The sequence below is a fragment of the Actinorugispora endophytica genome (assembly GCF_004363075.1).
Lineage (GTDB): Bacteria > Actinomycetota > Actinomycetes > Streptosporangiales > Streptosporangiaceae > Actinorugispora > Actinorugispora endophytica.
In genome coordinates this window covers 35,033-57,530 of the sequence record NZ_SNYN01000001.1, presented here as the reverse complement: position 1 = coordinate 57,530, position 22,498 = coordinate 35,033, and the positions used below count along the sequence as shown (strand labels likewise).

19 protein-coding genes are annotated in these 22,498 nt (G+C 73.3%); 11 read left to right on the top strand and 8 right to left on the bottom strand.

Annotated features, from left to right (window positions below; all coding sequences use genetic code 11):
• Positions 1 to 120: 120 nt before the first annotated feature.
• Positions 121 to 1,008 (top strand): MBL fold metallo-hydrolase, encoded by an 888-nt coding sequence (locus tag EV190_RS00265; RefSeq protein WP_133739373.1) that lies wholly within the window; start codon positions 121 to 123, stop codon positions 1,006 to 1,008.
• A gap of 141 nt (positions 1,009 to 1,149) precedes the next feature.
• Here the strand turns inward: EV190_RS00265 and EV190_RS00260 are convergent, their stop codons facing one another.
• Together EV190_RS00260 and EV190_RS00255 are read right to left on the bottom strand one after the other, a co-directional pair.
• Complete coding sequence (locus tag EV190_RS00260) at positions 1,150 to 2,022, bottom strand: alpha/beta fold hydrolase (RefSeq protein WP_133739372.1); 873 nt, start codon at positions 2,020 to 2,022, stop codon at positions 1,150 to 1,152.
• Between the two features lie 95 nt (positions 2,023 to 2,117).
• Complete coding sequence (locus EV190_RS00255) at positions 2,118 to 3,572, bottom strand: DEAD/DEAH box helicase (RefSeq protein WP_133740073.1); 1,455 nt, start codon at positions 3,570 to 3,572, stop codon at positions 2,118 to 2,120.
• A 652-nt stretch (positions 3,573 to 4,224) separates the two neighbouring features.
• Between EV190_RS00255 and EV190_RS00250 the strand changes: the two genes are divergently transcribed.
• The 3 genes from EV190_RS00250 (at position 4,225) to EV190_RS00240 (ending at position 5,961) form a co-directional block, all read left to right on the top strand.
• Entirely contained in the window at positions 4,225 to 4,926 is a 702-nt protein-coding gene (locus EV190_RS00250) for a ferritin-like fold-containing protein (RefSeq protein WP_133739371.1), read from the top strand.
• A 232-nt stretch (positions 4,927 to 5,158) separates the two neighbouring features.
• On the top strand, positions 5,159 to 5,470 hold the full coding sequence (locus tag EV190_RS00245; RefSeq protein ID WP_133739370.1) for a DUF6401 family natural product biosynthesis protein: 312 nt from the start codon (positions 5,159 to 5,161) through the stop codon (positions 5,468 to 5,470).
• Between the two features lie 248 nt (positions 5,471 to 5,718).
• On the top strand, positions 5,719 to 5,961 hold the full coding sequence (locus EV190_RS00240) for a hypothetical protein (RefSeq protein ID WP_133739369.1): 243 nt from the start codon (positions 5,719 to 5,721) through the stop codon (positions 5,959 to 5,961).
• A gap of 234 nt (positions 5,962 to 6,195) precedes the next feature.
• Here the strand turns inward: EV190_RS00240 and EV190_RS00235 are convergent, their stop codons facing one another.
• From EV190_RS00235 to EV190_RS00225, 3 genes are all read right to left on the bottom strand, one after another.
• A complete protein-coding gene (locus EV190_RS00235; RefSeq protein ID WP_133739368.1) occupies positions 6,196 to 7,041 on the bottom strand; it encodes a mechanosensitive ion channel family protein in 846 nt (281 codons plus the stop codon).
• A gap of 197 nt (positions 7,042 to 7,238) precedes the next feature.
• The gene (locus EV190_RS00230) at positions 7,239 to 7,814 is read right to left on the bottom strand and encodes a TetR/AcrR family transcriptional regulator (protein ID WP_166655343.1); all 576 of its coding nucleotides are present in this window, start codon (positions 7,812 to 7,814) and stop codon (positions 7,239 to 7,241) included.
• Positions 7,815 to 8,056: 242 nt separating this feature from the next.
• Positions 8,057 to 8,290, bottom strand: coding sequence for a hypothetical protein (locus tag EV190_RS00225; RefSeq protein ID WP_133739366.1), 234 nt, complete (start codon positions 8,288 to 8,290; stop codon positions 8,057 to 8,059).
• 283 nt (positions 8,291 to 8,573) lie between these two features.
• Between EV190_RS00225 and moeZ the strand changes: the two genes are divergently transcribed.
• The 5 genes from moeZ to EV190_RS00200 all read left to right on the top strand — a co-directional run bounded on the left by moeZ (position 8,574) and on the right by EV190_RS00200 (position 17,284).
• Positions 8,574 to 9,734 carry an adenylyltransferase/sulfurtransferase MoeZ gene (moeZ, locus tag EV190_RS00220; protein WP_133739365.1) on the top strand — a complete coding sequence of 387 codons (1,161 nt, stop codon included), beginning with the start codon at positions 8,574 to 8,576 and terminating at the stop codon, positions 9,732 to 9,734.
• Positions 9,735 to 9,887: 153 nt separating this feature from the next.
• Positions 9,888 to 10,235 carry an SPW repeat protein gene (locus tag EV190_RS00215; RefSeq protein WP_133739364.1) on the top strand — a complete coding sequence of 116 codons (348 nt, stop codon included), beginning with the start codon at positions 9,888 to 9,890 and terminating at the stop codon, positions 10,233 to 10,235.
• Positions 10,236 to 10,270: 35 nt separating this feature from the next.
• On the top strand, positions 10,271 to 10,606 hold the full coding sequence (locus EV190_RS00210) for an MGMT family protein (RefSeq protein ID WP_133739363.1): 336 nt from the start codon (positions 10,271 to 10,273) through the stop codon (positions 10,604 to 10,606).
• A 127-nt stretch (positions 10,607 to 10,733) separates the two neighbouring features.
• Positions 10,734 to 13,868 (top strand): ATP-dependent helicase, encoded by a 3,135-nt coding sequence (locus tag EV190_RS00205; RefSeq protein ID WP_133739362.1) that lies wholly within the window; start codon positions 10,734 to 10,736, stop codon positions 13,866 to 13,868.
• A 110-nt stretch (positions 13,869 to 13,978) separates the two neighbouring features.
• A complete protein-coding gene (locus EV190_RS00200) occupies positions 13,979 to 17,284 on the top strand; it encodes an ATP-dependent helicase (protein WP_208112970.1) in 3,306 nt (1,101 codons plus the stop codon).
• 88 nt (positions 17,285 to 17,372) lie between these two features.
• On the opposite strand, the gene EV190_RS00195 is transcribed toward EV190_RS00200, so the two are convergent.
• Positions 17,373 to 18,512 (bottom strand): alanine racemase, encoded by a 1,140-nt coding sequence (locus EV190_RS00195; RefSeq protein ID WP_133739361.1) that lies wholly within the window; start codon positions 18,510 to 18,512, stop codon positions 17,373 to 17,375.
• A gap of 329 nt (positions 18,513 to 18,841) precedes the next feature.
• On the opposite strand from EV190_RS00195, the gene EV190_RS00190 reads away from it, so the two are divergent.
• Together EV190_RS00190 and nudC are read left to right on the top strand one after the other, a co-directional pair.
• Positions 18,842 to 20,224 (top strand): dipeptidase, encoded by a 1,383-nt coding sequence (locus EV190_RS00190; RefSeq protein ID WP_133739360.1) that lies wholly within the window; start codon positions 18,842 to 18,844, stop codon positions 20,222 to 20,224.
• Positions 20,225 to 20,279: 55 nt separating this feature from the next.
• The gene (gene nudC, locus EV190_RS00185) at positions 20,280 to 21,209 is read left to right on the top strand and encodes an NAD(+) diphosphatase (protein ID WP_133740071.1); all 930 of its coding nucleotides are present in this window, start codon (positions 20,280 to 20,282) and stop codon (positions 21,207 to 21,209) included.
• A gap of 414 nt (positions 21,210 to 21,623) precedes the next feature.
• Here the strand turns inward: nudC and EV190_RS00180 are convergent, their stop codons facing one another.
• Both EV190_RS00180 and EV190_RS00175 read right to left on the bottom strand, forming a co-directional pair.
• Complete coding sequence (locus EV190_RS00180; RefSeq protein ID WP_394345469.1) at positions 21,624 to 22,133, bottom strand: ANTAR domain-containing protein; 510 nt, start codon at positions 22,131 to 22,133, stop codon at positions 21,624 to 21,626.
• Between the two features lie 62 nt (positions 22,134 to 22,195).
• Positions 22,196 to 22,456, bottom strand: a complete 261-nt coding sequence (locus EV190_RS00175) for a mycoredoxin (RefSeq protein ID WP_133739358.1) — start codon at positions 22,454 to 22,456, stop codon at positions 22,196 to 22,198.
• Positions 22,457 to 22,498: the final 42 nt, after the last annotated feature.

Genomic DNA, 22,498 nt, shown 5'->3' with positions numbered 1-22,498 from the left:
CTTTCTCGGGGCCGGTGCGCGGTGATTCGCGGCACTGTCGGGTACCGGTCCGGCGCGCCCGACCGCGACAATAGGCCCGCACCAATCTCTGAGTCGCAAGCGAATCGAAGGGTCGGCACCGTGTTCTGGAAGCGGAAGGCCAACAAGAAGGACGTTGCCGAGGCGGGCACTGCTTCGACGGCCGCGGAGGAGGCCGGCGAGGAGACCGCCGCTGACGGCGGCGAGACGACCGGGGCGGACGCCGAGAGCGCGGTCGCGGGAACGGGCGCCGGGTCCGCCGAGACCGGCGGGGCCGGGGAGAAGCCCGGCGACGCGGCCGGGACCGAGGAGGCCGAGTCCGAGGACGGTCCCGGGAAGGCCGTCGCGGAGGACGCCGACGACTCCCGCGTCCAGCGGATCGAGAGCCCCGCGGTCCTGGAGGTCGACGGCGAGGAGCACTCGGTCGTCACCAGCACCTGGATCGTCCAGGTCGACGAGGACGGCGTCGTCGTCGTCAACCCCGGTCCGGACGCCAAGGCCGTCCTGGAGGCGGTGGGCGACCGCGAGATCTACCTCGTCGCCTGCACGAACGGCTACCAGCCGCACATCGCGGGCGCGGTCGAGGTCGCCGAGCGCGACGAGTCGCCCATCGCCGTGCACCCCCGGGAGCTGCGCCGCTGGCGCAAGGTCCACGGAGTCGAGCACAACCCCGAGATCGAGGCCGAGGGCGGCGGCACGCTGACCATCGGCGACTTCGAGCTGGAGATCCTGCCCACCCCGGGCACCGCCCCGGGGTCCCTGTCCTACTACTTCGCCGACCTGGGCGTGGTGTGCAGCGGCGACACCCTCCTCGCCGGTGAGCTCGGCACGGTCGGCGAGGGCTACATGGACTACACCACCCAGCTCGCCTCCGTCGGCGAGGTCCTGCTGGCGCTTCCCGAGGACACCCGGGTGCTTCCCTCCCAAGGGGAGGAGACCACCGTCGGGGCCGAGAGCAAGAACTTCGACTCCTGGGTCTCCGGAGACTGACCCGGCGCCGGGGCGGGCGCTCGGCCGCCCCGTGGTGTTTCCCGCTGGCCTCGGCCTTTCCGGGCCTCGGACGCGGTCGAGGCCACGGGAAAGTCGAGACCAGCGGGAAGAGGACGTCCGCCGGACCTCGGGGCGAGGGCCCTAGAAGGTCTCCGCGGCGTTCCAGAACTTGGTGAGGGCGCTCGCGGTGGTCTCGGGGGCCTCCACAGCGGGGGAGTGGGCGGCGCCGGGGATGACCACGCGGTGCGCGTCCAGCCGCTTGGCCATGGCGGCCTGCACCTCGGGCGGCCAGGTGGCGTCGTCTTCTCCGTAGAGCACCAGTTTGGGCAGGTCGACCGCTGCGAGCTCGTCGGTCCGGTCCGGCGCGGAGGTCACCTCGCCGGCCATGCGGAACAGGCCCAGCGGGTGGTTGGCGAGCATCCGCTCGCGCAGGAACACGTGGATCTCCTCGGGGAGGCCGCTCGCCTTCTGCGGCTCCTCGAAGTGCGCCCACCAGATCTGGTTCATCCGCTCGCGGGTGGGGGAGCCGCCGAGTACGGCCATCAGCTGCTCGGCGTCGGTCCTGGACGGGCCCTTCACGCCGCTGGGTCCGGAGCTCATCAGGGTGTGGGACAGCAGCGGGATCTCGCCCGCCAGCACGGTCTCCCGGGTGACCAGCCCGCCGAAGGAGTGCCCGAGCAGGTGCACCGGCCCCTGGTCGACGGCGTCGATGAAGTCGGTGACGACGCGGCCCAGCGACGCGCACGAGTAGGAGTCCGGATCGTCGCCGCCGGGAGACTCGTACTGGCCGGGCAGGTCGATCGCGTAGACCCTGCGCCCGGCCTGGGCCAGCGTCTGCAGGATCTGGATGAAGTCTTCCTTGCTTCCGGTGAACCCCGGGACCAGGACCGCCGAATGCAGTTCACAGCCGCCGGCGGCCGGGCTGGCCGCCAGGGCGGCGATCGTTCCGAGCGGGGTGGCGACGTCGACGCGCCGCACCCCGGGCGGGAGGGTCAGAAACCGAGGAGTACTCACGTCGGTTCACCATAGACGATAAGGCGTTGAAAGGGGCCTTCGGCGGTACCGGGTCCCCGCCGCGGGGACGCCGGGCGCGACGGCCCCGGTCCGGACTACTCCTGGTCGCTCCTGACCTCGACACCGCTGCGGGTGCGGCGGCGACGGGTGCGCTTCCGGGCGGGCCTGTCCCCGTCGGCCGAGGCGGCCGGTTCGGTGACGGGCTCCGCGGCGGTGGCGGCGGTCGCGGTCGTGGCGGAGGCTCCGCCGCGGGTGCGGCGGCGGGTGCGCGAACGGCTCCGGCCTGACGGCTCGCCGTCGTCGGAACCGCGGCCCGGGCGGCCGGTCTCGCCGATGTCCTCGATCTCCTCGGCCTCGATCCCGGCCCGCTCACGCTGCTCCTTGGCGAGCGTGCCCTTGGTGCCGGACGGGATCCGCAGCGCCTCGAAGAAGTGCGCCGAGGTGGAGTAGGTCTCCTCCGGGTCGGTGAAGGACAGGCCGAGCGCGCCGTTGATCAGCTTCCAGCGGGCGGTCTCCTGCCAGTCGATGAACGTCACGGCGGTGCCCGAGCGCCCCGCCCGGCCGGTGCGGCCGATCCGGTGCGTGTAGGTCTTCTCGTCGTCGGGGCACTCGTAGTTGACCACGTGCGTCACGTCGTCCACGTCGAGCCCGCGCGCGGCGACGTCGGTGGCGACCAGCACGTCGATCTTGCCGTTGCGGAAGGCGCGCAGCGCCCGCTCGCGCTGGCTCTGGCCGAGGTCGCCGTGCACGGCGGCGGCCGCGAAGCCACGCCCCTTCAACGCGGTCGAGACCTGGTCGCAGACCCGCTTGGTCTGGCAGAACACCATGGTCAGCCCGCGCCCCTCGGCCTGCAGCAGCCGCGCGAGCATCTCCTGCTTGTCCATCTGGTGGGTGCGGAAGACGTGCTGGGAGACCTGGCTGGGCAGGGTGTGGCCGGAGTCGTCGTCACTGGCCCGCACATGGGTGGGCCGGCGCAGGTAGTTGCGCGACAGGCTCACGATCTCGCTGGGCATCGTCGCCGAGAACAGCATGATCTGCCGCTGCTCGGGGATGCCCTTGAGGATGCGCTCGATGTCGGGGAGGAACCCCAGGTCGAGCATCTTGTCGGCCTCGTCCAGGACGAGTGCGCCGACCTCGGACAGGTCCAGGTGGCGCTGGCCCTCGAGGTCGAGCAGGCGGCCGGGCGTCCCCACGACGATGTCCACGCCGTTCTTCAGCCCGGTGATCTGCGGCTCGTACGCGCGGCCGCCGTAGACGGTGACGATGCGCGCGCCGGTGCGCTTGCTGGCGGTGGCCAGGTCCGCGGCCACCTGGATGGCGAGTTCGCGGGTCGGCACGACCACGAGCGCGCGGGGGCGCCTGGCGCTCCCGGGGTCGGCCTGTGCGCGCTGCAGCAGGGGCAGGCCGAACGCGAAGGTCTTGCCGGTGCCGGTGCGGGCCTGGCCGATGATGTCGGTCCCGGTCAACGCCAGCGGCAGGGCGAGGGTCTGGATGGGGAAGGGCGAGACGATTCCCTCGGCTTCGAGGGCGTCGGCGATGTCGTCGGTGATACCGAGTTCGCGGAAGGTCGCCTGCGGTTCGGTGGTGTTGTCGGTGGCGGTCAGGGTCCGTGCCTCCATCTGGGCGGGCCGCGTGTGCGGCCGGGTCGTGGCGCGGACGGGCTCGTACGTCGAGCTCGCGGCTGTCGCGGTGATCCGGCGCGGCTCACCGGCGCCCCGGGGCGGGACCCCGTGGGCGGCCGGGTGGCGCGTCTTCGACCGTGGGCGGCGTCGGTGCCGCCGAGTCACGGATCCGCGATCGGCTCGGGGCCGTCCGCTTGCAGTTGTCATGGTGCGCGGCGGAGGTGGTGCGCGGTCGCCTCCGGGCCGGGGAACCGCCACCGTAGGGTGCGGTGGTCTTCCTCGACCGAGGGCTCGCACGCACTCGTACCGGGTCGCAGGGGTCGCTGCCGGACGTGTCGGTGGTCGTTCGCGGGCCCTGTTGCGGGGGCTGTCGCGGCCGACTGCGACGGGGTGCTCCGCGCGGAGACCGGCAGGCGCCGGTCACGGTGAAGAGTCTAGCCTGCGCCCTTTGACACTGGATAGAGCGCGGGGCGCCGCCCTCGCGGACCTCGCCGCCCGCCGCGCGTCCTTCTCGTGAACACGCGGACACGGGTGAATAGTCCCGGGGCGCGTCCCGGCGGGGAGCGCTACCCTGTGGCCCATGACCTCTGGACCCGCTCAGACGCCCTCCGAAGACACCACGGCCGCGCGCGGCGTGGTCGACCTGCTGGGGCTGCTGGCCTACGCCGAGCTGGTCTCGTTCTTCCGCCTCGCGGACGACGCCGAGCTCGCCCCTTCCCTGGCGGACAAGGGCGAACTCGCGGGTTTCGCGGCGACGGAGCAGGGCCACTACCAGCGCCTGCACGACCGGCTGGTGGAGCTGGGCGTCGCCCCGGAGGCGGCGATGGAGCCGTTCGTGGCCCCGCTGGACGCCTGGCACGCCCGGACCGAGCCGCAGAGCTGGCTGGAGAGCCTGGTCAAGGCCTACGTGGGGGACGGCATCGCCGGCGACTTCTACCGGCAGGTCGCCGTGCTCGCCGACGACGAGACCCGCGAACTGGTCACCGGCGTGCTCTCGGAGGAGGGCCGGGCGGGCTTCATCGCGAAGAAGGTCCAGCAGGCGGTCGCGGACGATCCGAAACTGGCGGGCCGGCTCGCGCTGTGGGCGCGCCGCCTCGTGGGGGAGGCCCTCAGCCAGGCGCAGCGGGTCGCCGCGGAGCGGCCCCACCTCGCGGCCCTCCTGGTCACCGAAGGCGCGGAGGACAACGCCGAATCGGGCGACCTCGCCGCGGTCAGCCGGATCTTCGCCAGGCTGACCGACGCGCACAGCGCCCGGCTGAAGGCGATGGGGCTGAGCAGCTAGGGCGCGTTCGGGAAGCCGCTCCGGGACCCGCCCCTCCTCGGGGACGGGCCCCGCTGACGCGGAGGCGCTTTCCGGACGGGCCCGGGAGCACCGGGCGCCCGGGCCCTCGGTCGGGTCTTTTCCCTTGTCAGGGGGTTTGCCGGGTTGGGGAGCGACGGCCTCTTTCGTGGTGCGGGGGCGTATATAGTCTGTCCCGTTCCCTCTCCTTTACCATTCCGAGGTACTGATCTCCATGCGCCGTGGGTTCTTCGTTGACTGCCCGCTGGCCCGGCTCACGCACGACTTCGGCAGCTTCGGCCTGCTGGAGGAGCCGTCGGCCCCGGGGCTGACCGCAGAGGTCGACCAGCACGCCGCCGGTATCCGGGACTCCATCGAACAGGACGGCGTCCGGCTGTCCCGCCGGAGCCTCGCCTACTACCTGACCGGTTTTCTCGACGGGTGCCGCGAGCGCGGATGGCACTCCGACGCGGTGGACCACGACTGGGAAACCCTGAGGCTCCTGGCCATCTGCCGGATGGCCAGGGAGCGCGGTTTCGTCCGCTAGGTTGGTCCTCATCTGCGACGCGGGTTCCGGCCGCCGTAATCACGGCGATTCGTGAACCGGCACGGAGGTCCGTTCACCGGGCGTACGCTGAGCCCTACCCGGAGTGCGGTCGCGCACTCCGCTCCCCCCGGAGCCGGGGGACGCGCGGGGCGGCGCGGGTTGAACGCGAACTCCACTCCGACCACTGGGAAGACCCGGCCCTGTGGCCGAAGAGGCGGCCGTCGTCGTGCCGCGAGAAAGGAAAACGCATGAGGAGCGGCCGACATGGGGCGGCGCGTCCACCGATCGGGGTCCTGATCCACCGGGATCGCGTCGACTTCTCGCTCTACGCCCTTCAGGCGGTCATCGCCGTGGTCGTCATGATCGTGACGGGTCCCACCAGCCCGGCCTTCTGGCTCGGCTTCCTGCTCCTGATCGCGGGAGCGGTCCTCTGCTTCCGGCGCATCGAGCGCCTGTCCCGCGAGGAACTCGCGGGAGAGGAGCTCCTCTAGGGAACCTCCGGCGCGGGGGTGGTTCGGCGTGCCGGTGCTTCGGGTGGGTCGTTCGGCCTCACGCCACGCGGATCGCGAGGTCACGGCGGGCGGCGACGGCGGGTGAGGGTCGGGGCCGCGCCCACGATGTCCGTCGCGTGAGGGTTCCGTTGACGGTTTTGGGCTTTCCGCCCTTCCCGGCCCCGAAACGGGCGGAAAGCCCACGACCGTCAACGAAACCACCGGTGCCCGAATTCACCCCCGCGCCGGCGGGTTGCGGTACCCGTGCGCCCCCTGTCGGGGCGTGGACATCTGCTGGGTCTGACCGGTGGCCGCGTGCGTCGGCCCGGTCCGCTCGTCCGTGCGCGCGCCGCTCATGGCGTCGGTCCGCCCGCGCTGGTAGCTGCCCTCCTGCCGGATGCGCCGGGTCTCCTGCTCGGCGGTGTCCAGCCAGCCCGACCAGCGCTGCTGCATCGGCCGGATCAGACCGCCGCCGACACCGACGATCATGATGCCCGCGATGGTGGCCAGCACCGTGATCAGCACCGGCTGGGTGACGGCGGTGGCCACGCCGATCTGGTTGAGCGCGGCGATGACGCCGAGCGCGAGAATGAAGACGCCGGCGATACCGGCCAGCATCCTGCCGTAGCCCAGGCCGCCGAGCGCGCCCGCGATGAGGTCGCGGACGGCCCGCGCGATCATGGCGGCCACGACGACGATCACCAGCGCGATCGCGAGCTGCGGCAGCCACGCGACCACGCCGTTGAGCATCCGGGTGATCGGGTTGTTCGGGCCGAAGGCGCTGAAGGCCAGTTGCAGGACGATCAGCACACCCGCGTAGTAGACGAACTTCCCGGCGATGTCGCCGGCGCTGTACCGGCTCCGCTGGAAGTACTCGCCGATGCCGCTGCGCTCCAGGGCCCGGTCCAGTCCGACCTTGGCCAGGCCTTTGGCGACCATCCTGCCGACGAACTTGGCGATCAGCCAGCCCAGTACCAGGACGACGAGAAAGACGAGGAGCCTGGGCACGAAGGACACCACGGCCCCCCAGATGCCGCTGAGGCTCTGTCCGAAATCGGTCACGATCAGTGGCGTGGTCATGTCGTTCCTCCCCCCGAGGCGGTCGCGCCGGCAGACCGGCGAGAGAACCCCCTGAACTGCGCGGCCGTGATCCGGCGGGACCGAGGAAAACACTTGTCGACCCCGCGACTACCCGATATCGGGCAAAGCGAACCGCGGGGGAGTCGCAGCGGATCGTCGCGGGGGCCGGGGCCGTGCGGACCGTGGGGCGGGGAGGGTCAGTTCCGGGTGAGATCCCAGCCGCTGATGCCGCGCCAGGCGAGGCGCGCGATGAGCTGCTCGGCGGCGTCCTTGGGAATGTCCCCGTAGCTGCTCAGCCAGTACCGCGCGCTGGTCTCGGCCATGCCGACCAGGCCGACGCTGAGCAGGTGCGCCTCCTCGTCGGAGATGCTGGTGTCCTGGCGGATCACCTCGCCGATGGCGTCGGCGCACTGGAGCAGGGTCTGCTCGGTCTTCTCCCGCACCGCCGGAAGGTTGCGCAGGTCGGACTCGAAGACCAGGCGGAACGCCTCGCCCTCGCCCGCGACGAAGTCGAAGTACGCCTTGAAGCTCGCGGTGACCCGCTGGCGGTTGTCGTCGGTGGACTCCAGCGCGGTCCGCTGCTTCTCGACCAGGGCCTCGGAGTGCTGCTCCAGCAGCGCCAGGTAGAGCTCGAGCTTGCCGGGGAAGTGCTGGTAGAGCACGGGCTTGGAGACCCCCGCGCGTTCGGCGATCTCGTCCATCGCGGCCGCGTGGTAGCCCTGCGCCACGAAGACCTGCTGAGCCGCGGCGAGCAACTGCCGTCGGCGTGCCATCCGGGGAAGCCGGGTCCCGCGTGGGCGGGCGTCTGAAGGAGCCGTCACAGCCACACCCTCCGAACTGGCCGCGGCGGTGGACGCCGCGGCTTGACCTGATAGCGATGTGCGTGGCCCTGGGGGAGAAACAGCGGGTCCGACGCGTACCGCAATATCTTACTTGTCCGTAGGTTGCCCGGGCGCGTTCCGGGGGGACCGGTCCGGGGGCCGCCCGCACGGGCCCGAGGGCCCGTGCGGGGAGGTCAGCGGTAGTCGTCCTCGTCCTCGTGGACCTCCCGGGCCTGTTCGACCGCGTCGGCCTCGGGGACCTCGGACCCGGCGCCGAGGGAGACGCCGGACTGCCAGTCGTCGTCGTTGTCGCCCCCCGCGGAGGCGCGCTGCTCCGCGGCGTCGGCCTCGGGCGTCTCCGGGGAGCCGCCCTCCTCCTCCGCCCGGTCCAGCGGTGCGACGCGCGAGTGGTTCGCCTCGTATGTCATGAAGGCCCCCTGTCGGTTGGCGGCCGCCCGGTGCCCGCACCGCGCCGCCGTCGCCCCGCAGGTGCGGGAGGACGAGCGGGGACAGGGGCGGGCCGCGGTCGGTCCGCTGGTCCGCGGCCGTGGGAACGGCGCGTCCGTTCCCGTATCCCGGGGCGGGAATGATAAACCCCACCCCGTAGGTTGGGATAAGAGAAAAGCTCGTGACGTGCCCGGTCGCACGGACGGCCCGAAGGCCTCGGACCGTCGTGGGCACGCCGCGTCACCGATCGTTTGAGGAGCTGTTGTGTCGCTGCCGCCGCTGGTCGAACCAGCCGCCGAGCTGACCGTCGACGAGGTACGCCGCTATTCGCGCCACCTGATCATCCCCGATGTCGGAATGGACGGTCAGAAGCGCCTGAAGAACGCCAAGGTGCTGGTCGTGGGCGCCGGCGGGCTGGGCTCGCCCGCACTGCTGTACCTGGCCGCCGCCGGGGTGGGAACCCTGGGCATCATCGACTTCGACGTCGTGGACGAGTCCAACCTGCAGCGCCAGGTCATCCACGGCCAGAGCGACCTCGGCAAGCCCAAGGCCGAGTCCGCGCGCGAGAGCGTCGAGGAGATCAACCCGTACGTCAAGGTGATCCTGCACAAGGAGCGCCTGGAGTCGGACAACGCGCTGGAGATCTTCGCGGGCTACGACCTCATCCTGGACGGCACCGACAACTTCGCCACCCGCTACCTGGTGAACGACGCCGCCGTCCTGCTGAACAAGCCGTACGTGTGGGGTTCGATCTACCGCTTCGACGGCCAGGTCAGCGTGTTCTGGAACGAGTACGGGCCCAACTACCGCGACCTCTACCCCGAGCCGCCGCCCCCCGGCATGGTCCCCTCCTGCGCCGAGGGCGGCGTCCTGGGAGTGCTGTGCGCCGCGGTCGGGTCGGTCATGGTCAATGAGGCCATCAAGCTGATCACCGGTATCGGCGAGACGCTGGTCGGCCGCCTGATGATCTACGACGCCCTGGAGATGACCTGGAGGACGGTCAAGGTCCGCAAGGACCCCGAGGGCGAGCCGATCACCGAGCTGATCGACTACGAGTCCTTCTGCGGGACGGTCTCGGAGGAGGCGCAGGAGGCGGCGTCCGGCTCCACCATCACCGCCCGGGAGCTCAAGGAGAAGATGGACAACGGCGAGGACTTCCACCTCGTCGACGTCCGGGAGAAGAACGAGTACGAGATCGTCAGCATCCCCGGCTCGGTGCTCATCCCCAAGGGCGAGTTCCTGAGCGGCGAGGCGTTCGCCAAGCTGCCGCAGGACAAGCAGGTCATCCTGCACTGCAAGTCCGGCGGCCGCTCGGCCGAGGCGCTGGCCGCGCTCAAGAGCGCGGGCTTCTCCGACGCGGTGCACGTCGGCGGCGGCGTGCTGGCCTGGGTCGCCAACATCGACCCGAGCCTGCCCACGTACTGACCGGGACCGACGCGCCGTGAGGGCGCGCCGGCGGGGCCGCCGCGGGACACCGCGGCGGCCCCGCGCGTGTGACCGGCTCCTTCGGGCGGGTTGGGACGCGGGCCGCACGGGGTACCTCCCGGGTAGGAGAGGGTGCGGTCCGGGAGGTGCGCTATGGAGGGACGCTGGGACGACTGGGTGGCCTTGGCAGCCGGTGTCGGAGCCGCCGTCAGCTGGATCTGGCACGGGATGTTCGGTGTCGGCATGGTCGCGATGTTCCTGCTCGGACTGGCCGTCATGCTCACCGCGGTGATGTCCGTCACCCGTCCGGGCATGATCGCGGGGGAGGCGGTCATGCTGGCCCTGGGCACGCTGATGTTCTGCGCGCCGTGGCTGCTGGGCTTCGCCGACAGACCCGCCGCGGCCTGGACCGCGTGGGTCCTCGGGGCGCTCGTCGCGGCCATGGGCGCGGTGGGCCTGCCGTTGAGCGGCGGCGCCCACAGGCGCCCGGTCCCGCACTGACACGGCGGAGCACCGGGACTCCCTAACCTGGTGGCATGCCGCAGTCTGATTCCCGTCCGGACGAGTACGCCGAGCGTGTCCTGGAGATCGCCGAACGCATCCCGCCCGGGCGGGTCATGTCGTACGGGGACGTGGCCGAGTACCTCGGAGAGGGCGGCCCCCGCCAGGTCGGCGCGGTCATGTCGGCCTGGGGCGGCGGGGTGCCCTGGTGGCGGGTGATCCGCGCGGACGGCTCCCCGCCGCCGGGCCACGAGGTCCGAGCCCGCGCCCACTACGCCGCCGAGGCCACCCCCCTGCGCCCCGGCTCCGCCCGCGTCGACATGGCCAGGGCCCGCTGGGACGGCGGAGCGGCGACCCCTCCCTCCCCGTGATCCCGCGGCCTCCTGGGCCGGTACCGGAGAGAACACGGGGCCGCGGGGAGGGAGACGGGGCGGCGGCCCCGCCCGTCCTGTGGCCGGCGCGGTGCGACCGCCCGGAGAGTCTGGTGAACTAGGGCAGGTGAATCCATCCCCGTACCGCCTCGTCCGGCGGGCGAAGCGCGCGGCGCCCGTTCCGGACCTGGACGATGACCAGCGCCGCGTGGTCGCCCACAGGGGCGGCCCGATGCTCGTGCTCGCCGGGCCGGGGACCGGGAAGACCACCACGATCGTCGAGGCGGTGGTGGACCGGATCGAGAACCGGGGACTGGACCCCTCCCGCGTGCTCGTGCTCACCTTCAGCCGCAAGGCCGCCCAGGAGCTGCGCGAGCGCATCACCGCGCGGCTGCGGCGCACCACCCGCGAACCGCTCGCCCTCACCTTCCACAGCTACGCCTACGCGCTGATCCGCCGTGAGTTCCAGCGCGCGGGCGACCTCGCGCCCCGGCTGCTGTCCGGCCCCGAGCAGCTGATGGAGGTCCGGGAGCTGCTGTCCGGCGAGATCGGCGACGGCGCGGGCGCCTGGCCCGAGCGGATGCGCCCGGTGCTGCACACCCGCGGGTTCGCCGAGGAGCTGCGCGACTTCCTGATGCGCGCCCAGGAGCGCGGTGTGGACGCTCCCGGCCTCCAGGAGCTCGGCGGCGCGCACGACCGCGCCGACTGGGCGGCCGCCGGCGGATTCCTGGACCGCTACATCGGCCGGTTCGACATCGCGCCGGTCCCCACCTTCAACTACGCCGAACTGGTCCGCGTCGCCGCGAACCTGCTCGCGGACCCCGAGATCCAGGCCCGGGAGCGCGCCGCGCGCGAGGTGGTGTTCGTCGACGAGTACCAGGACACCGACCCGGCGCAGGAGGAGCTGCTGCGCGCCCTCGCGGGAGACGGCCGCGACCTCGTCGCGGTGGGCGACCCCGACCAGTCCATCTACGGTTTCCGCGGCGCCGACGTGCGCAACATCCTGGAGTTCCCCGACCGCTTCCGCGCCGTCACCGGGGAGGCCGCCCCGGTGGTCGCGCTCCGGGTCTGCCGGCGCAGCGGCCCCGTGCTGCTGGCCGCCTCGCGGCACCTGGCCCAGCGGCTGCCCGCCGCGCCCAGCCCCGACGGCGGCCCCGTCAACGCCCACCGCCGCCTCGCGCCCGCCGACGCGGCCGACGAGGGCAGGGCCAGGGTGCTGCTCGCCGAGAGCCCCGCGCAGGAGGCCGCCGTCATCGCCGACACCCTGCGCCGCGCGCACCTCGTCGACGGGGTTCCCTGGTCCCGGATGGCGGTGCTGGTGCGCTCGGCGTCCAGGCAGATCCCGGTGCTGCGCCGCGCCCTGATCGCGGCGAGCGTCCCGGTGGCCGTGGGCGGGGACGAGCTGCCGCTGGCCGCCGAACCGCTGGTGCGCCCGATGCTGCTGCTGATCCGCTGTGCGCTGCACCCGGAGAGCCTCGACGAGGCCGCCGCGCACGAGCTTCTGACCAGCGCGTTCGGGGAGGCCGACAGCATCCGGCTGCGCAGGCTCGGCCGGGCGCTGCGCCAGCTCGAACTCGACTCCGGGGGCAACCGCACCTCCGCCGTCCTGCTCGCCGAGGTCCTCAAGGACCCCCGGGACCTCGTGATGGTCGACCCCGAGGTGCGCGCCCCCGCCGACCGGATCGCCGCGCTGCTGCGGCTGGTCCGCGACGGCGCCGCCAAGGGCGCCTCGGCCGAGGACGTGCTGTGGGAGGTGTGGCGCCGGTCCGGCCTCGCCGACCGGCTGCTCAGGGCCAGCCGGGCGGGCGGACGCCGGGGAGCCGCGGCCGACCGCGACCTGGACTCGGTCGTGGCGCTGTTCGAGAGCGCCGCGCGCTACTGCGACCGGCTGCCGCCCGGCGCCCCCGAAGGCTTCCTGGAGGACCTGGAGGCGCAGGAGATCCCCGCCGACACGCTCGCCGAGCACGCCCCGCAGGGCGAGGCGGTCCGCGTCCTCACCGCGCACCGCTCCAAGGGCCTGGAGTGGGACCTGGTCGTGGTGGCCGGGGCGCAGGAGGGGGAGTGGCCGGACCTGCGCCTGCGCGGCTCGCTCCTCGGGGTCGACCAGCTGCTCGACACGGTCGCCGGGTTCACCGAGACCTCCACGGCCGCCGTGGTGTCCAAACTGCTGGACGAGGAGCGGCGGCTCTTCTACGTCGCCGTCACCCGGGCCCGGCACGACCTCGTCGTGACGGCGGTCGGGGGCGAGGACACCGAGGAGCGCCCCTCGCGCTTCCTCGCCGAACTGGGCCTGGGCGAACCCGAGCGGGTCGCCACCGGCAGGCGCTCGCTGTCGCTGCCCGCTCTGGTCGCGGACCTGCGGTCGGCCCTGGCGGACCCCCGGACCGACCAGCCGCTGCGCCGCGCGGCAGCCGCCCACCTGGCCCGCCTCGCCCGGGCGGGGGTGCGCGGGGCCGACCCGTCCGAGTGGTACGCCCTCACCGAGACCTCCGACGAGAGCCCGCTCGTGGCGGACGACGAGCAGATCCGGGTGTCGCCCTCCCAGGTGGAGAAGTTCGGCGAGTGCGAGCTGCGCTGGCTGCTGGAGAGCGCCGCGGGCGCGCAGCGTCCGCAGGTCTCCTCCAACCTCGGCAGCATCGTGCACGCCATCGCCGTCCTGGTGGCCGAGGGCGCGGACCTCCCCGAGATCCGGCGGCGCATGGACGCGATCTGGTCCGAGCTGGACTTCGGCGGCCCCTGGTACGCCGACAAGCAGCGCGAGAAGGCCGAGGCGATGGTCGCCAGGTTCATGACCTGGCAGGACCAGAACCAGCGGGAGCTGGTCGCCACCGAGGAGGGCTTCAAGGTCGACATCGGCGGGATCGAGATCGTCGGCCGCGTCGACCGCCTGGAGAGGGACGCGGAGGGCCGCGGGGTCGTCATCGACATCAAGACCGGCAAGGCGCCGCCCGACGGCGAGATCGGCCGCCACCCCCAGCTCGGCGTCTACCAGCTGGCCGTGCTCAAGGCCGCCTTCGACCACTACGGCCTGACCGGCCCGGGGGGCGCGGCCCTCGTCCAGATCGGCGACCGGGTCAAACCCAAGGAGCAGGCCCAGCCGGCCCTGGCGGACGACCCCGAGCCCCGGTGGCCCGAGCACCTGGTCCGCGAGGTGGCGACCGGAATGGCCGGGGCCACCTTCCGGGCCACCGTCAACCGGTCGTGCCGCCACTGCTCGGTCCGCTCCAGCTGCCCGGCCCAGAGCGACGGCGACCAGGTGTGACGCTCCCCTTCCCACCGCCGGTTCCGCGAATGGGATAGAAAAGGTGTTCGAGTCGGCTCCCGGCTCGACGACCCGCAGTGAGGAGGAACGGCGCGGCCGCGCCGATTTCCATGACCGAGACCCCGATCCGCGGCGCCTACGGCCCCGCGCAGCTGGCACGGCTGCTCGGACAACCCGAACCCACGCCGGAGCAGGCCGCGGTCATATCCGCGCCGCTGCGGCCGGGAGTGGTGGTCGCGGGCGCCGGGTCCGGCAAGAGCGAGACGATGGCCGGCCGGGTGGTGTGGCTGGTCGCCAACGGGCACGTGCGCCCCGAGAACGTGCTCGGACTCACCTTCACCCGCAAGGCCGCGGCCGAGCTCGCCGAACGCGTCCGCAAGCGGCTCGACCAGCTGCGCGGCGCGGACGCCGTCCCCGACGACGTCCTGGACGGCGAGCCCGCCGTCTCCACGTACCACTCCTACGCCGCGCGCCTGGTCGGCGACCACGCGCTGCGCGAGGCCGTCGAACCCGGGACCCGCCTCGTCTCCCCGGCCGTGGCCTGGCAGCTCGCCAACCGCGTGGTCAGCACCTACTCGGGGCCGATGGACGCGGTGGGCTCGGCTCCCGCCACCGTCGTCAACGACGTCCTGGCGCTCTCGGGGGAACTCGCCGAGCACCTGCGCGTCCCCGACGACGTGCGCCGGTTCGGCGACTGGCTGCGCGGGCGCGTCGAGGCCCTGCCCAAGAAGCCCGCCGCGGCCACCCGGAACCTGCTCGCCGCGCAGGGCCACCGCGAGCAGCTCCTGCCGCTGCTGGAGCGCTTCACCCAACTCAAGAACGACCGGGAGGCCATGGACTTCGGCGACCAGGTCGCGCTCGCCGCGCGCATCGCCGAGCGGCACCCCGAGGTCTCCCTCATCGAGAAGAGCCGCTACCACGTGGTGCTCCTCGACGAGTACCAGGACACCAGCCACGCCCAGCTGGTCCTGCTCCAGGCGCTGTTCGGCGGCGGCCATCCCGTCACCGCCGTCGGCGACCCCTGCCAGTCCATCTACGGGTGGCGCGGCGCCAGCGCGGGCAACCTCACCGCCTTCCCCACCCACTTCCCCGAGCGCCCCGGCCGCGCGGCGTCGGTCCGCCAGCTGGCCACGAGCTTCCGCAACGGCGAGAGCGTGCTGGCCGTGGCCAAGCGCGTCGCCGAGGACCTGCGCGCCGAGGCCGACTCCGTCCCCGTGCTCTACCCCGGTCCGGCACGCCGCGACCGCGGCCAGGTCACCTGCGGCCTGTTCGGCACGGAGACCGAGGAGGCCGAGTGGATCGCCGACCAGATCGCGCTGGCCGTGGAGGAGTCCGGGAGGAAGCACCACGCGCCCGACGGCCGGCCCTGGCCCGAGCAGGAGGCCCGCGGGCCGATGGGGTACGGCGACGTCGCGGTGCTGTGCCGCAAGCGCTCCCAGTTCCCGCTGCTGCGCAGGGCCCTGGAGGCCCGCGACATCCCCGTCGAGGTGGTGGGCCTGGGCGGGCTGATCAGCGTGCCCGAGGTGCGCGACATCGTCGCCACCCTGCGCGTCCTGCACGATCCCACGGCGGGGCACGAGCTCGCCCGGATCCTCACCGGCCCCCGCTGGCGGCTCGGACCGCGCGACCTGGTGGCGCTCAACAAGCGCGCCGTCGAACTGGCCCAGGAGGCGCGCCGGGACCTGCGCGGCCGAGGCGCCGAGGCGCCGGTCGAGGAGGCGGACCCGCTGCGCCGGACCGTCCTGGACCTGACCGCCGAGACCGGCAGCCTCGTCGACGCGCTCGACGACCTCGGGCCCGCCGAACGCTACTCCGAGACCGGGCACCGGCGGCTTCGCGACCTCGCCGCCGAGCTGCGCGAGCTGCGCGGCCAGGTCTCCCAGCCGCTGCCCGACCTGATCACCGAGGTCGAGCGGACCCTCGGCCTCGACATCGAGGTCGGCGCCCGGCCCGGCCGCGACCAGGTGGCCGCCCGCGCCGATCTCGACGCCTTCGTGGACGCCGCCGTGCGTTTCGTCGGCAGCAGCGACGCGCCCACGCTCAGCGCCTTCCTCGCGTTCCTGAACTCGGCGGAGGACACCGAGCGCGGCCTCAACCCCGGTGAGCGGGTCAGCTCGACCGACACCGTCAAGCTCATGACCGTGCACGCGGCCAAGGGCCTGCAGTGGCCGATGGTGGTGGTGCCCGGCCTCAGCCAGGGGGTGTTCCCCACCAGCCCCGGAACGGGCAAGAGCTGGACCGAGCGCCCCGCCGAGCTGCCCTTCCCGCTGCGCGGCGACCGGGCCGGACTGCCCGGCCTCGTCGACGTGGGAGCCGAGCACATCAAGCGCTTCCGGGAGGAGGAGAAGCGCCGCGACACCATGGAGGAGCGCCGCCTCGCCTACGTCGCGGTGACCAGGGCGGCGTTCGCGCTGCTGTGCACCGGGCACCACTGGGGGGCCGAGACCGCCGGGAAGCGCGGGCCCTCGGTGTTCCTGGAGGAGGTCAGAGAGGTGTGCGAGGCGGGTGCGGGCCGCGTCGCGGTCTGGACCCCCGCCCCCGGCGAGGACGACGCCAACCCGCAGATGGCCGAGCGGGCCCCCGCAACCTGGCCGCGTCGCCCCGACGCCCACCACGAGCGGGTCGCCGACGCCGCCGAACTGGTGGAGCGCGCCAAGGACGGGACCGGGGAGCGGTACCTGGAGCTCCTGGACCGCGCCGCGATGAAGGGCTCCTGGCGGCGCCGACTGGACGGCTGGGAGCGCGACACCGAGCTGCTGCTGCGCAACCGCGACGCCGAGCAGGCGGGCGGCGACAGCGCCGAGGTGGAGCTGCCCGCGCACCTGACGGTGTCCTCGCTGGTGTCCCTGGCGCGCGACCCCGCGGGCCTGGCCCGCCAGATCCGCCGCCCGCTGCCGCGCCCGCCCGCGCCGCACACCCGCCGGGGCACCGCCTTCCACACCTGGCTGGAGCACCGCTTCGGGCAGCAGAGCCTGGTGGACCCGGACGAGCTGCCCGGCGCCGCCGACGAGACCGCGGGGCGGGACGCCGACCTGGAGGAGCTCCAGCGCCTGTTCGAGGCGAGCGAGTGGGGCGACCGCACCCCGCTGGAGGTGGAGGTCTCCTTCGAGACGATCCTCGGCGACCGGCTCGTCCGGGGCCGCATGGACGCCGTCTTCCACGACGCCGACCAGGACCGCTACGACGTCGTGGACTGGAAGACCGGGCACCCGCCCGCCACCGCCCGCGAGCGCCGGGCGGTGGCCGTGCAGCTGGCCGCCTACCGCATCGCCTGGGCCCGGCTCGCCGGGGTCCCCCTCGAGCGGGTGCGCGCCGCCTTCCACTACGTCCGCGCCGACGAGACCGTGCGCCCCGCGGACCTCCTCGACGCCGACGGCCTGGCCGCCCTCATCAACGCGGTCCCCGCCCCGGGATAACCCGCCGGTCGTGGCCTTCTCAGGGTCTCGGAGGCGATCGAGACCCCGGGAAGGTCACGACCGGCGAGAGAAACGGACACGCGGGAGGCTAGGGCGCCGGGGTGCTCTCCTGGCTCTGGCGGACGTCGCCGGTGACGTAGTGCACCGTCGGCGCGGGCGTGCCCGGCGAGAGGAAGGCCAGGACGTCGCCGGGGCGCAGCCGGTCGACGTCGACCTCGTTCGGCCGTGCCGGCACGGAGGCGGGGGAGCGCCCCGCCACGGCCACGCGTTCGGCCTCCAGGGCCGGGCGGGGCCAGGGCGCGGTCCAGGCGGCCGGGTCGTCCCGGGGGACGACGACGGCGTCCCCGACGTCCGCGCTGGGGCCGTCGACCACGGCGAAGGCACGGCCGTGGGTGCGCTTGACGTCGATCACCCGGGTCAGGTACCAGCCGCAGCCCGCGGTCAGCGACCGGCCCGCGGTGATCCGCAGGGTCTCCCCGGGGCGGACCAGGGCCGCCAGGAACCTCCCGTAGCAGGCCCAGTCGAAGCGGTCGGCCGCCATCCCGCCGCTGATCGCGTAGCACGGGTCCGCCAGGTCGAACAGGGCGCTCCAGGTCCGCAGCGCGGCCATCAGCTCCCGCGTCAGCGAGCCCATGGCGTCCACGGGCAGGGGGCGCGCCACGTGGACGGCGAACCCCCGCAGTCGCACGCGCGGACTCGCGGCCAGGACCGCCGCGCAGGCCACCAGGGACGCCGGGTCCATCCCGAAGACGTCCGGTCCCGCCGGGGCCGCCTCCGGGCCGCCGTCCCCCACGGGGGGCGGGCTCACCCGCAGCAGCACGTCCACGTCGCGCCCGACGGCCTCGCCGGCGTTCGCCAGGAGGCGCAGCTCGTCAGGGCTCTCCACGTGGACGACGGTTCCCGGGACCGCGACCGCGCGGGCGAGTTCGGCGGCGGTCTTGCCGGGGCCACCGAACGCGGTCCGCGCTCCGGGCGCGGCCGCGCGCACCCGTTCGAGCTCGTCGCCCGACGCGGCCTCGAAGCCGTCCACGCGCGGAGCCAGCGCGGTGATCACCCCCGGGTCGGGAGCGGCCTGCGCGCGGTAGTGCAGCTCGACCCCCGGAGGGAGGAGCGCGCGCACCCCGCGCGTCCGCTCGTCCAGCAGGTCCAGGTCGCAGACCCACACGGGGAAGCGGTCGGGGGGAAGTGTCAGCGCGTGGTCTCGGACACGTCTTGGCAGCTCGATCATGAGCGGTCCTTCCGGACGGGTGACCGGCGGTGAGACGAGAAGAACCTCACCGGCGGGGACGGGAGCCCCTCCACGACTGAGGGGCGCGAGTCGGCAGGAGTGCCCCTGCGACGGCCGTTCGCTGCCCGGTACGTACCCATCGGGTACCGCGGTTCCCTCGGGTGGAAGCGGTTTGGGGAAGGCTTTCGGTTCCCTCGACCGTGCGGTTCCGCGCGGGGGCGGCACCGGGAGGGGGCTCTCCCGGTCCGCCGGGGCCAACGGGAGGACGCGCCCGACGTCGTAGGCTCGTAACCGCCGTAAGACGTACTTGAGGTGATCGGGGTCCGCGGATGGACGCGCGCAGTTACATCGAAGCCGGCCGGGACGGGTTCGTCGAGACCCTGAGCCGCTGGCTCGCCATACCGTCGATCTCGGCGGACCCCGCGCACCACGGCGACGTGCGCCGCTCCGCGGAGTGGCTGGCCGGGCACCTCAGGACCACCGGGTTCCCCGTGGTGGAGGTCTGGGAGACCCCGGGGCTGCCCGCGGTGTTCGCCGAATGGCCCGCCGCGGATCCCGACGCGCCCACGGTCGTCGTCTACGGGCACCACGACGTGCAGCCGGTGGACCCGGTCGAGGCGTGGGACACCGACCCCTTCACGCCGACCGTGGTCGGGGATCGGCTGGTCGGACGCGGCTCCTCCGACGACAAGGGCCAGGTGCTGTTCCACACCCTGGGCCTGCGCGCGAACCTGGCCGCCTCCGGCGCGGACGCCCCGCCCGTGACCGTCAAGCTCCTGGTCGAGGGCGAGGAGGAGTCGGGGTCACCGCACTTCGCCGACCTGCTCGCCCGCCACCGCGACCGGCTCGACTGCGACGTCGTGGTCGTCTCCGACACCACCATGTGGGCCGCGGACGTGCCCTCGATGTGCGTGGGCATGCGCGGCCTGACCGACTGCCAGATCGACGTCTACGGACCGGGGACCGACCTGCACAGCGGCTCCTTCGGCGGGGCCGTGCCCAACCCGGCGCGGGCGCTGGCCGCGCTCCTGGCCGGGATGCACGACGCCGACGGGCGTGTGGCCGTCCCCGGCTTCTACGACGACGTCGTGGAGATCTCCCCGGGCGAGCGCGAGGCCATCGCCAGGCTGCCGTTCGACGAGGCCGAGTGGCTGCGGACCGCGAACAGCGCCGCGGCGGTCGGCGAGGCCGGGTACAGCACCCTGGAGCGGGTCTGGGTCCGTCCCACCGCGGAGGTCAACGGCATGTGGGGCGGGCACACCGGCGCGGGCGGAAAGACGATCGTGCCGCGTTCGGCGCACGCCAAGGTGAGCTTCCGGCTGGTTCCCGACCAGGAGCCGCTGCGGATCCAGGAGCGGGTCCGCCGGTACGTGCTGGACAACCTGCCCGACGGGCTGCGCGCCGAGATCGGGTTCGGCGGCCCCGGCGTGCGCCCGTGCGCGTCGGACCTGGAGTCGGCGGGGGTGCGGGCCGCCCGTGAGGCCATGGCCAGGGCGTTCGGCTCCGAGGTCCTCTACACGCGCGAGGGCGGAAGCGGGCCCGAGGCCGACATCGCGGACGTCCTCGGCGCGCCGCTCGTGTTCGTCGCGGTCGGCCTGAACTCGGACCGCATCCACGCGCCCAACGAGAAGGTGGAGATCCCGCTGCTGCTCAAGGGCGCCGAGAGCGTCGCCTACCTGTGGGACGCCTACGCCACCGCGCTGCGCGGTTGAACCGTTGAGGAGACAGTTGAACGAGTGGTCGACGACCCCCGCCCTCTCCCGGGGGATGCTGGACACCGCCGGGCACCGGCGCAGGGACACCGAGTGGCTGGCGGCGGCCTGGGCCGACCCCCGCACCCGGGTCCTGGTGCTGGAGCGCGGCGACATCCGGGAGCACGGCTGGCCGGCGCTCCTGGCCAAGCAGTCCAGAGCGCTGATCAGCACCGGCACCGACCAGCCGGAGCTGGTGTTCCGCAGCCCGGACCAGGCGCCCGGGGGAGAGCGCTACCTGCTGGGCGAGGACGGCGAGGGGCGGGCCTACTTCGCGGTGCGCGCCGAGCAGGGCGTGGAGCTCGAGGAGGGGCCCGAGACCAAGATCACCTCCCTGCGGGACGTGGGCGCGCTGCTCAGCGGGCGCGACTCGGGCCTGCTCACGCACGCCGTCGCGGTCGCCAACTGGCACGCCGGGCACGGGTTCTGCCCCCGCTGCGGCTCGCCCACCCGGATCGAGGCGGCCGGACACGTGCGGATCTGCGAGAACGACGGCAGCGAGCAGTTCCCGCGCATGGACCCGGCCGTGATCATGCTGGTCCACCGGACCGTGGACGGCGTCGAGCAGTGCCTTCTGGCGCACAACCCGAACTGGGCGGACAACCGCTACTCGATCCTGGCGGGGTTCGTGGAGCCGGGCGAGTCCCTGGAGCACGCCGTCGTCCGCGAGGTCGCGGAGGAGGTCGGGGTGGCCGTCGACGAACCGGTCTACCTCGGCTCCCAGCCGTGGCCGTTCCCGCGCAGCCTGATGCTCGGCTACTTCGCCAGGGCCGTCGGCACGGCGCCGCGAACCGACCTCGAGGAGATCACCGACGTCCGCTGGCTCAGCCGCGAGGAGCTGGCCGCCGCGGCCGAGAGCGGGGAGATCCTGCTGCCCGGGCCGGTCTCCATCGCCCGCAAGCTCCTCGAGCGCTGGTACGGGGGCGAGCTGCCCGGCGGGTGGTGACCGGGGAGAAGCCGGCCGCCGCGTCCGGGACCGGTGCCGAAGGCCCCGGGCGCGGGAGCGGTCCGTCTAGGGAGTCTCCGGCGCGGGGATGACTCGGGCACCGGTGGTTTTGTTGACGGTCTTGAGTTTTCTGCCCGTTTCGGGGCCTGGAAGGGCGGAAAGCCCATGATCATTCCGAGTGGGGATGGAATCGGCCCTCGAATGTCCGGTGATCTTGCTGTTTTCCCCCGGAATCCTTGATTGCAGGGGGAAACAGCAAGATCACCAACGGAAACCGCGCGAAACGGACATCGTGGGCGCGGCCCCGACCGGCGCCCGCCGTCGCCGCCCGCCGTGACCCCGCGATCCGCACGACATGAGGCCGAAAAGCCTCCGAAGCACCGGTGCCCGAGCCACCCCCGCGCCGGAGCTTCCCTACTCGACGACCCGGCGCGGCCGCCCGAGTTGGGTTGCCGCGCCTTGCCGGGCGAGCTCCTCGGGCAGGGCGACCAGCGGGTTCTGGGTACTGGTGACGACTTCGCGGGCCAGATCGGTGACTCTGCGGCCGCGCGACCTGGCGGCGTGGCGCAGACGCTCGAACGCCGTGCGCGGGGTGAGCCGGTGCCGCTCGGAGAGGACGCCGATGGCCTGCTCGACCATCACGCGGGTGCGCAGCGCGTGTTCCAGCTGCGCCACCGTCACCCGCAACCGCTCCAGTTCGGACGCCTCGGATCCCGCCCGGGGCGGTGACGCGGCCAGCGGTTCGGCGCGCGCGTCCTCGGCGGCCAGAAGATCGGCGAGCACCATGGCGTTGAGCAGGTCGGGGAGTTCCTCGTCCCCGCTGTGCACCCGCCAGCCCCCCGCCGTGCGGCGGATCAGGTCCGCTCCCGCCCCCGCTCCCGCCACGGCCTCGCGCTCGCCACGCGCCGATCTGTGAGGCGTCACGTATTCCCCCATTCTCCGTGGGACGCAAAGGCCGCCGCTCACCCCGAGCGGCGGCCGTCCCCTCACGACTGTGCCGCGAGTTTCTCCTTGACCTGTGACAGCGACGGGTTGGTCAGCGCCGAACCGTCAGCGAAAAGCAGTGTCGGAACGGTCTGGTTGCCGCCGTTGACCTTCATCACGAACTCCGCCGCGTCCGGGGTCTGCTCGATGTCGACCTCGGAGACGGCGATGCCCTCGCGCGCCAGCTGGCTCTTCAGCCTCCTGCAGAACCCGCACCAGGGGGTTGTGTACATGGTGATCTGCGCGGTTGCGGGAATGGTCATAGGGTTGTTCCGTTTCTTTGCTGTCTTTTGCCCGTATGAACG

Coding starts and splice junctions, on each gene's coding strand:
- EV190_RS00250 (WP_133739371.1), top strand. CDS start 4,225: ATGACCTCTGGACCCGCTCAGACGCCCTCCGAAGACACCACGGCCGCG.
- EV190_RS00245 (WP_133739370.1), top strand. CDS start 5,159: ATGCGCCGTGGGTTCTTCGTTGACTGCCCGCTGGCCCGGCTCACGCAC.
- EV190_RS00240 (WP_133739369.1), top strand. CDS start 5,719: ATGAGGAGCGGCCGACATGGGGCGGCGCGTCCACCGATCGGGGTCCTG.
- EV190_RS00235 (WP_133739368.1), bottom strand. CDS start 7,041: ATGACCACGCCACTGATCGTGACCGATTTCGGACAGAGCCTCAGCGGC.
- EV190_RS00230 (WP_166655343.1), bottom strand. CDS start 7,814: ATGGCACGCCGACGGCAGTTGCTCGCCGCGGCTCAGCAGGTCTTCGTG.
- EV190_RS00225 (WP_133739366.1), bottom strand. CDS start 8,290: ATGACATACGAGGCGAACCACTCGCGCGTCGCACCGCTGGACCGGGCG.
- EV190_RS00215 (WP_133739364.1), top strand. CDS start 9,888: ATGGAGGGACGCTGGGACGACTGGGTGGCCTTGGCAGCCGGTGTCGGA.
- EV190_RS00210 (WP_133739363.1), top strand. CDS start 10,271: ATGCCGCAGTCTGATTCCCGTCCGGACGAGTACGCCGAGCGTGTCCTG.
- EV190_RS00200 (WP_208112970.1), top strand. CDS start 13,979: ATGACCGAGACCCCGATCCGCGGCGCCTACGGCCCCGCGCAGCTGGCA.
- EV190_RS00195 (WP_133739361.1), bottom strand. CDS start 18,512: ATGATCGAGCTGCCAAGACGTGTCCGAGACCACGCGCTGACACTTCCC.
- EV190_RS00190 (WP_133739360.1), top strand. CDS start 18,842: ATGGACGCGCGCAGTTACATCGAAGCCGGCCGGGACGGGTTCGTCGAG.
- nudC (WP_133740071.1), top strand. CDS start 20,280: ATGCTGGACACCGCCGGGCACCGGCGCAGGGACACCGAGTGGCTGGCG.
- EV190_RS00175 (WP_133739358.1), bottom strand. CDS start 22,456: ATGACCATTCCCGCAACCGCGCAGATCACCATGTACACAACCCCCTGG.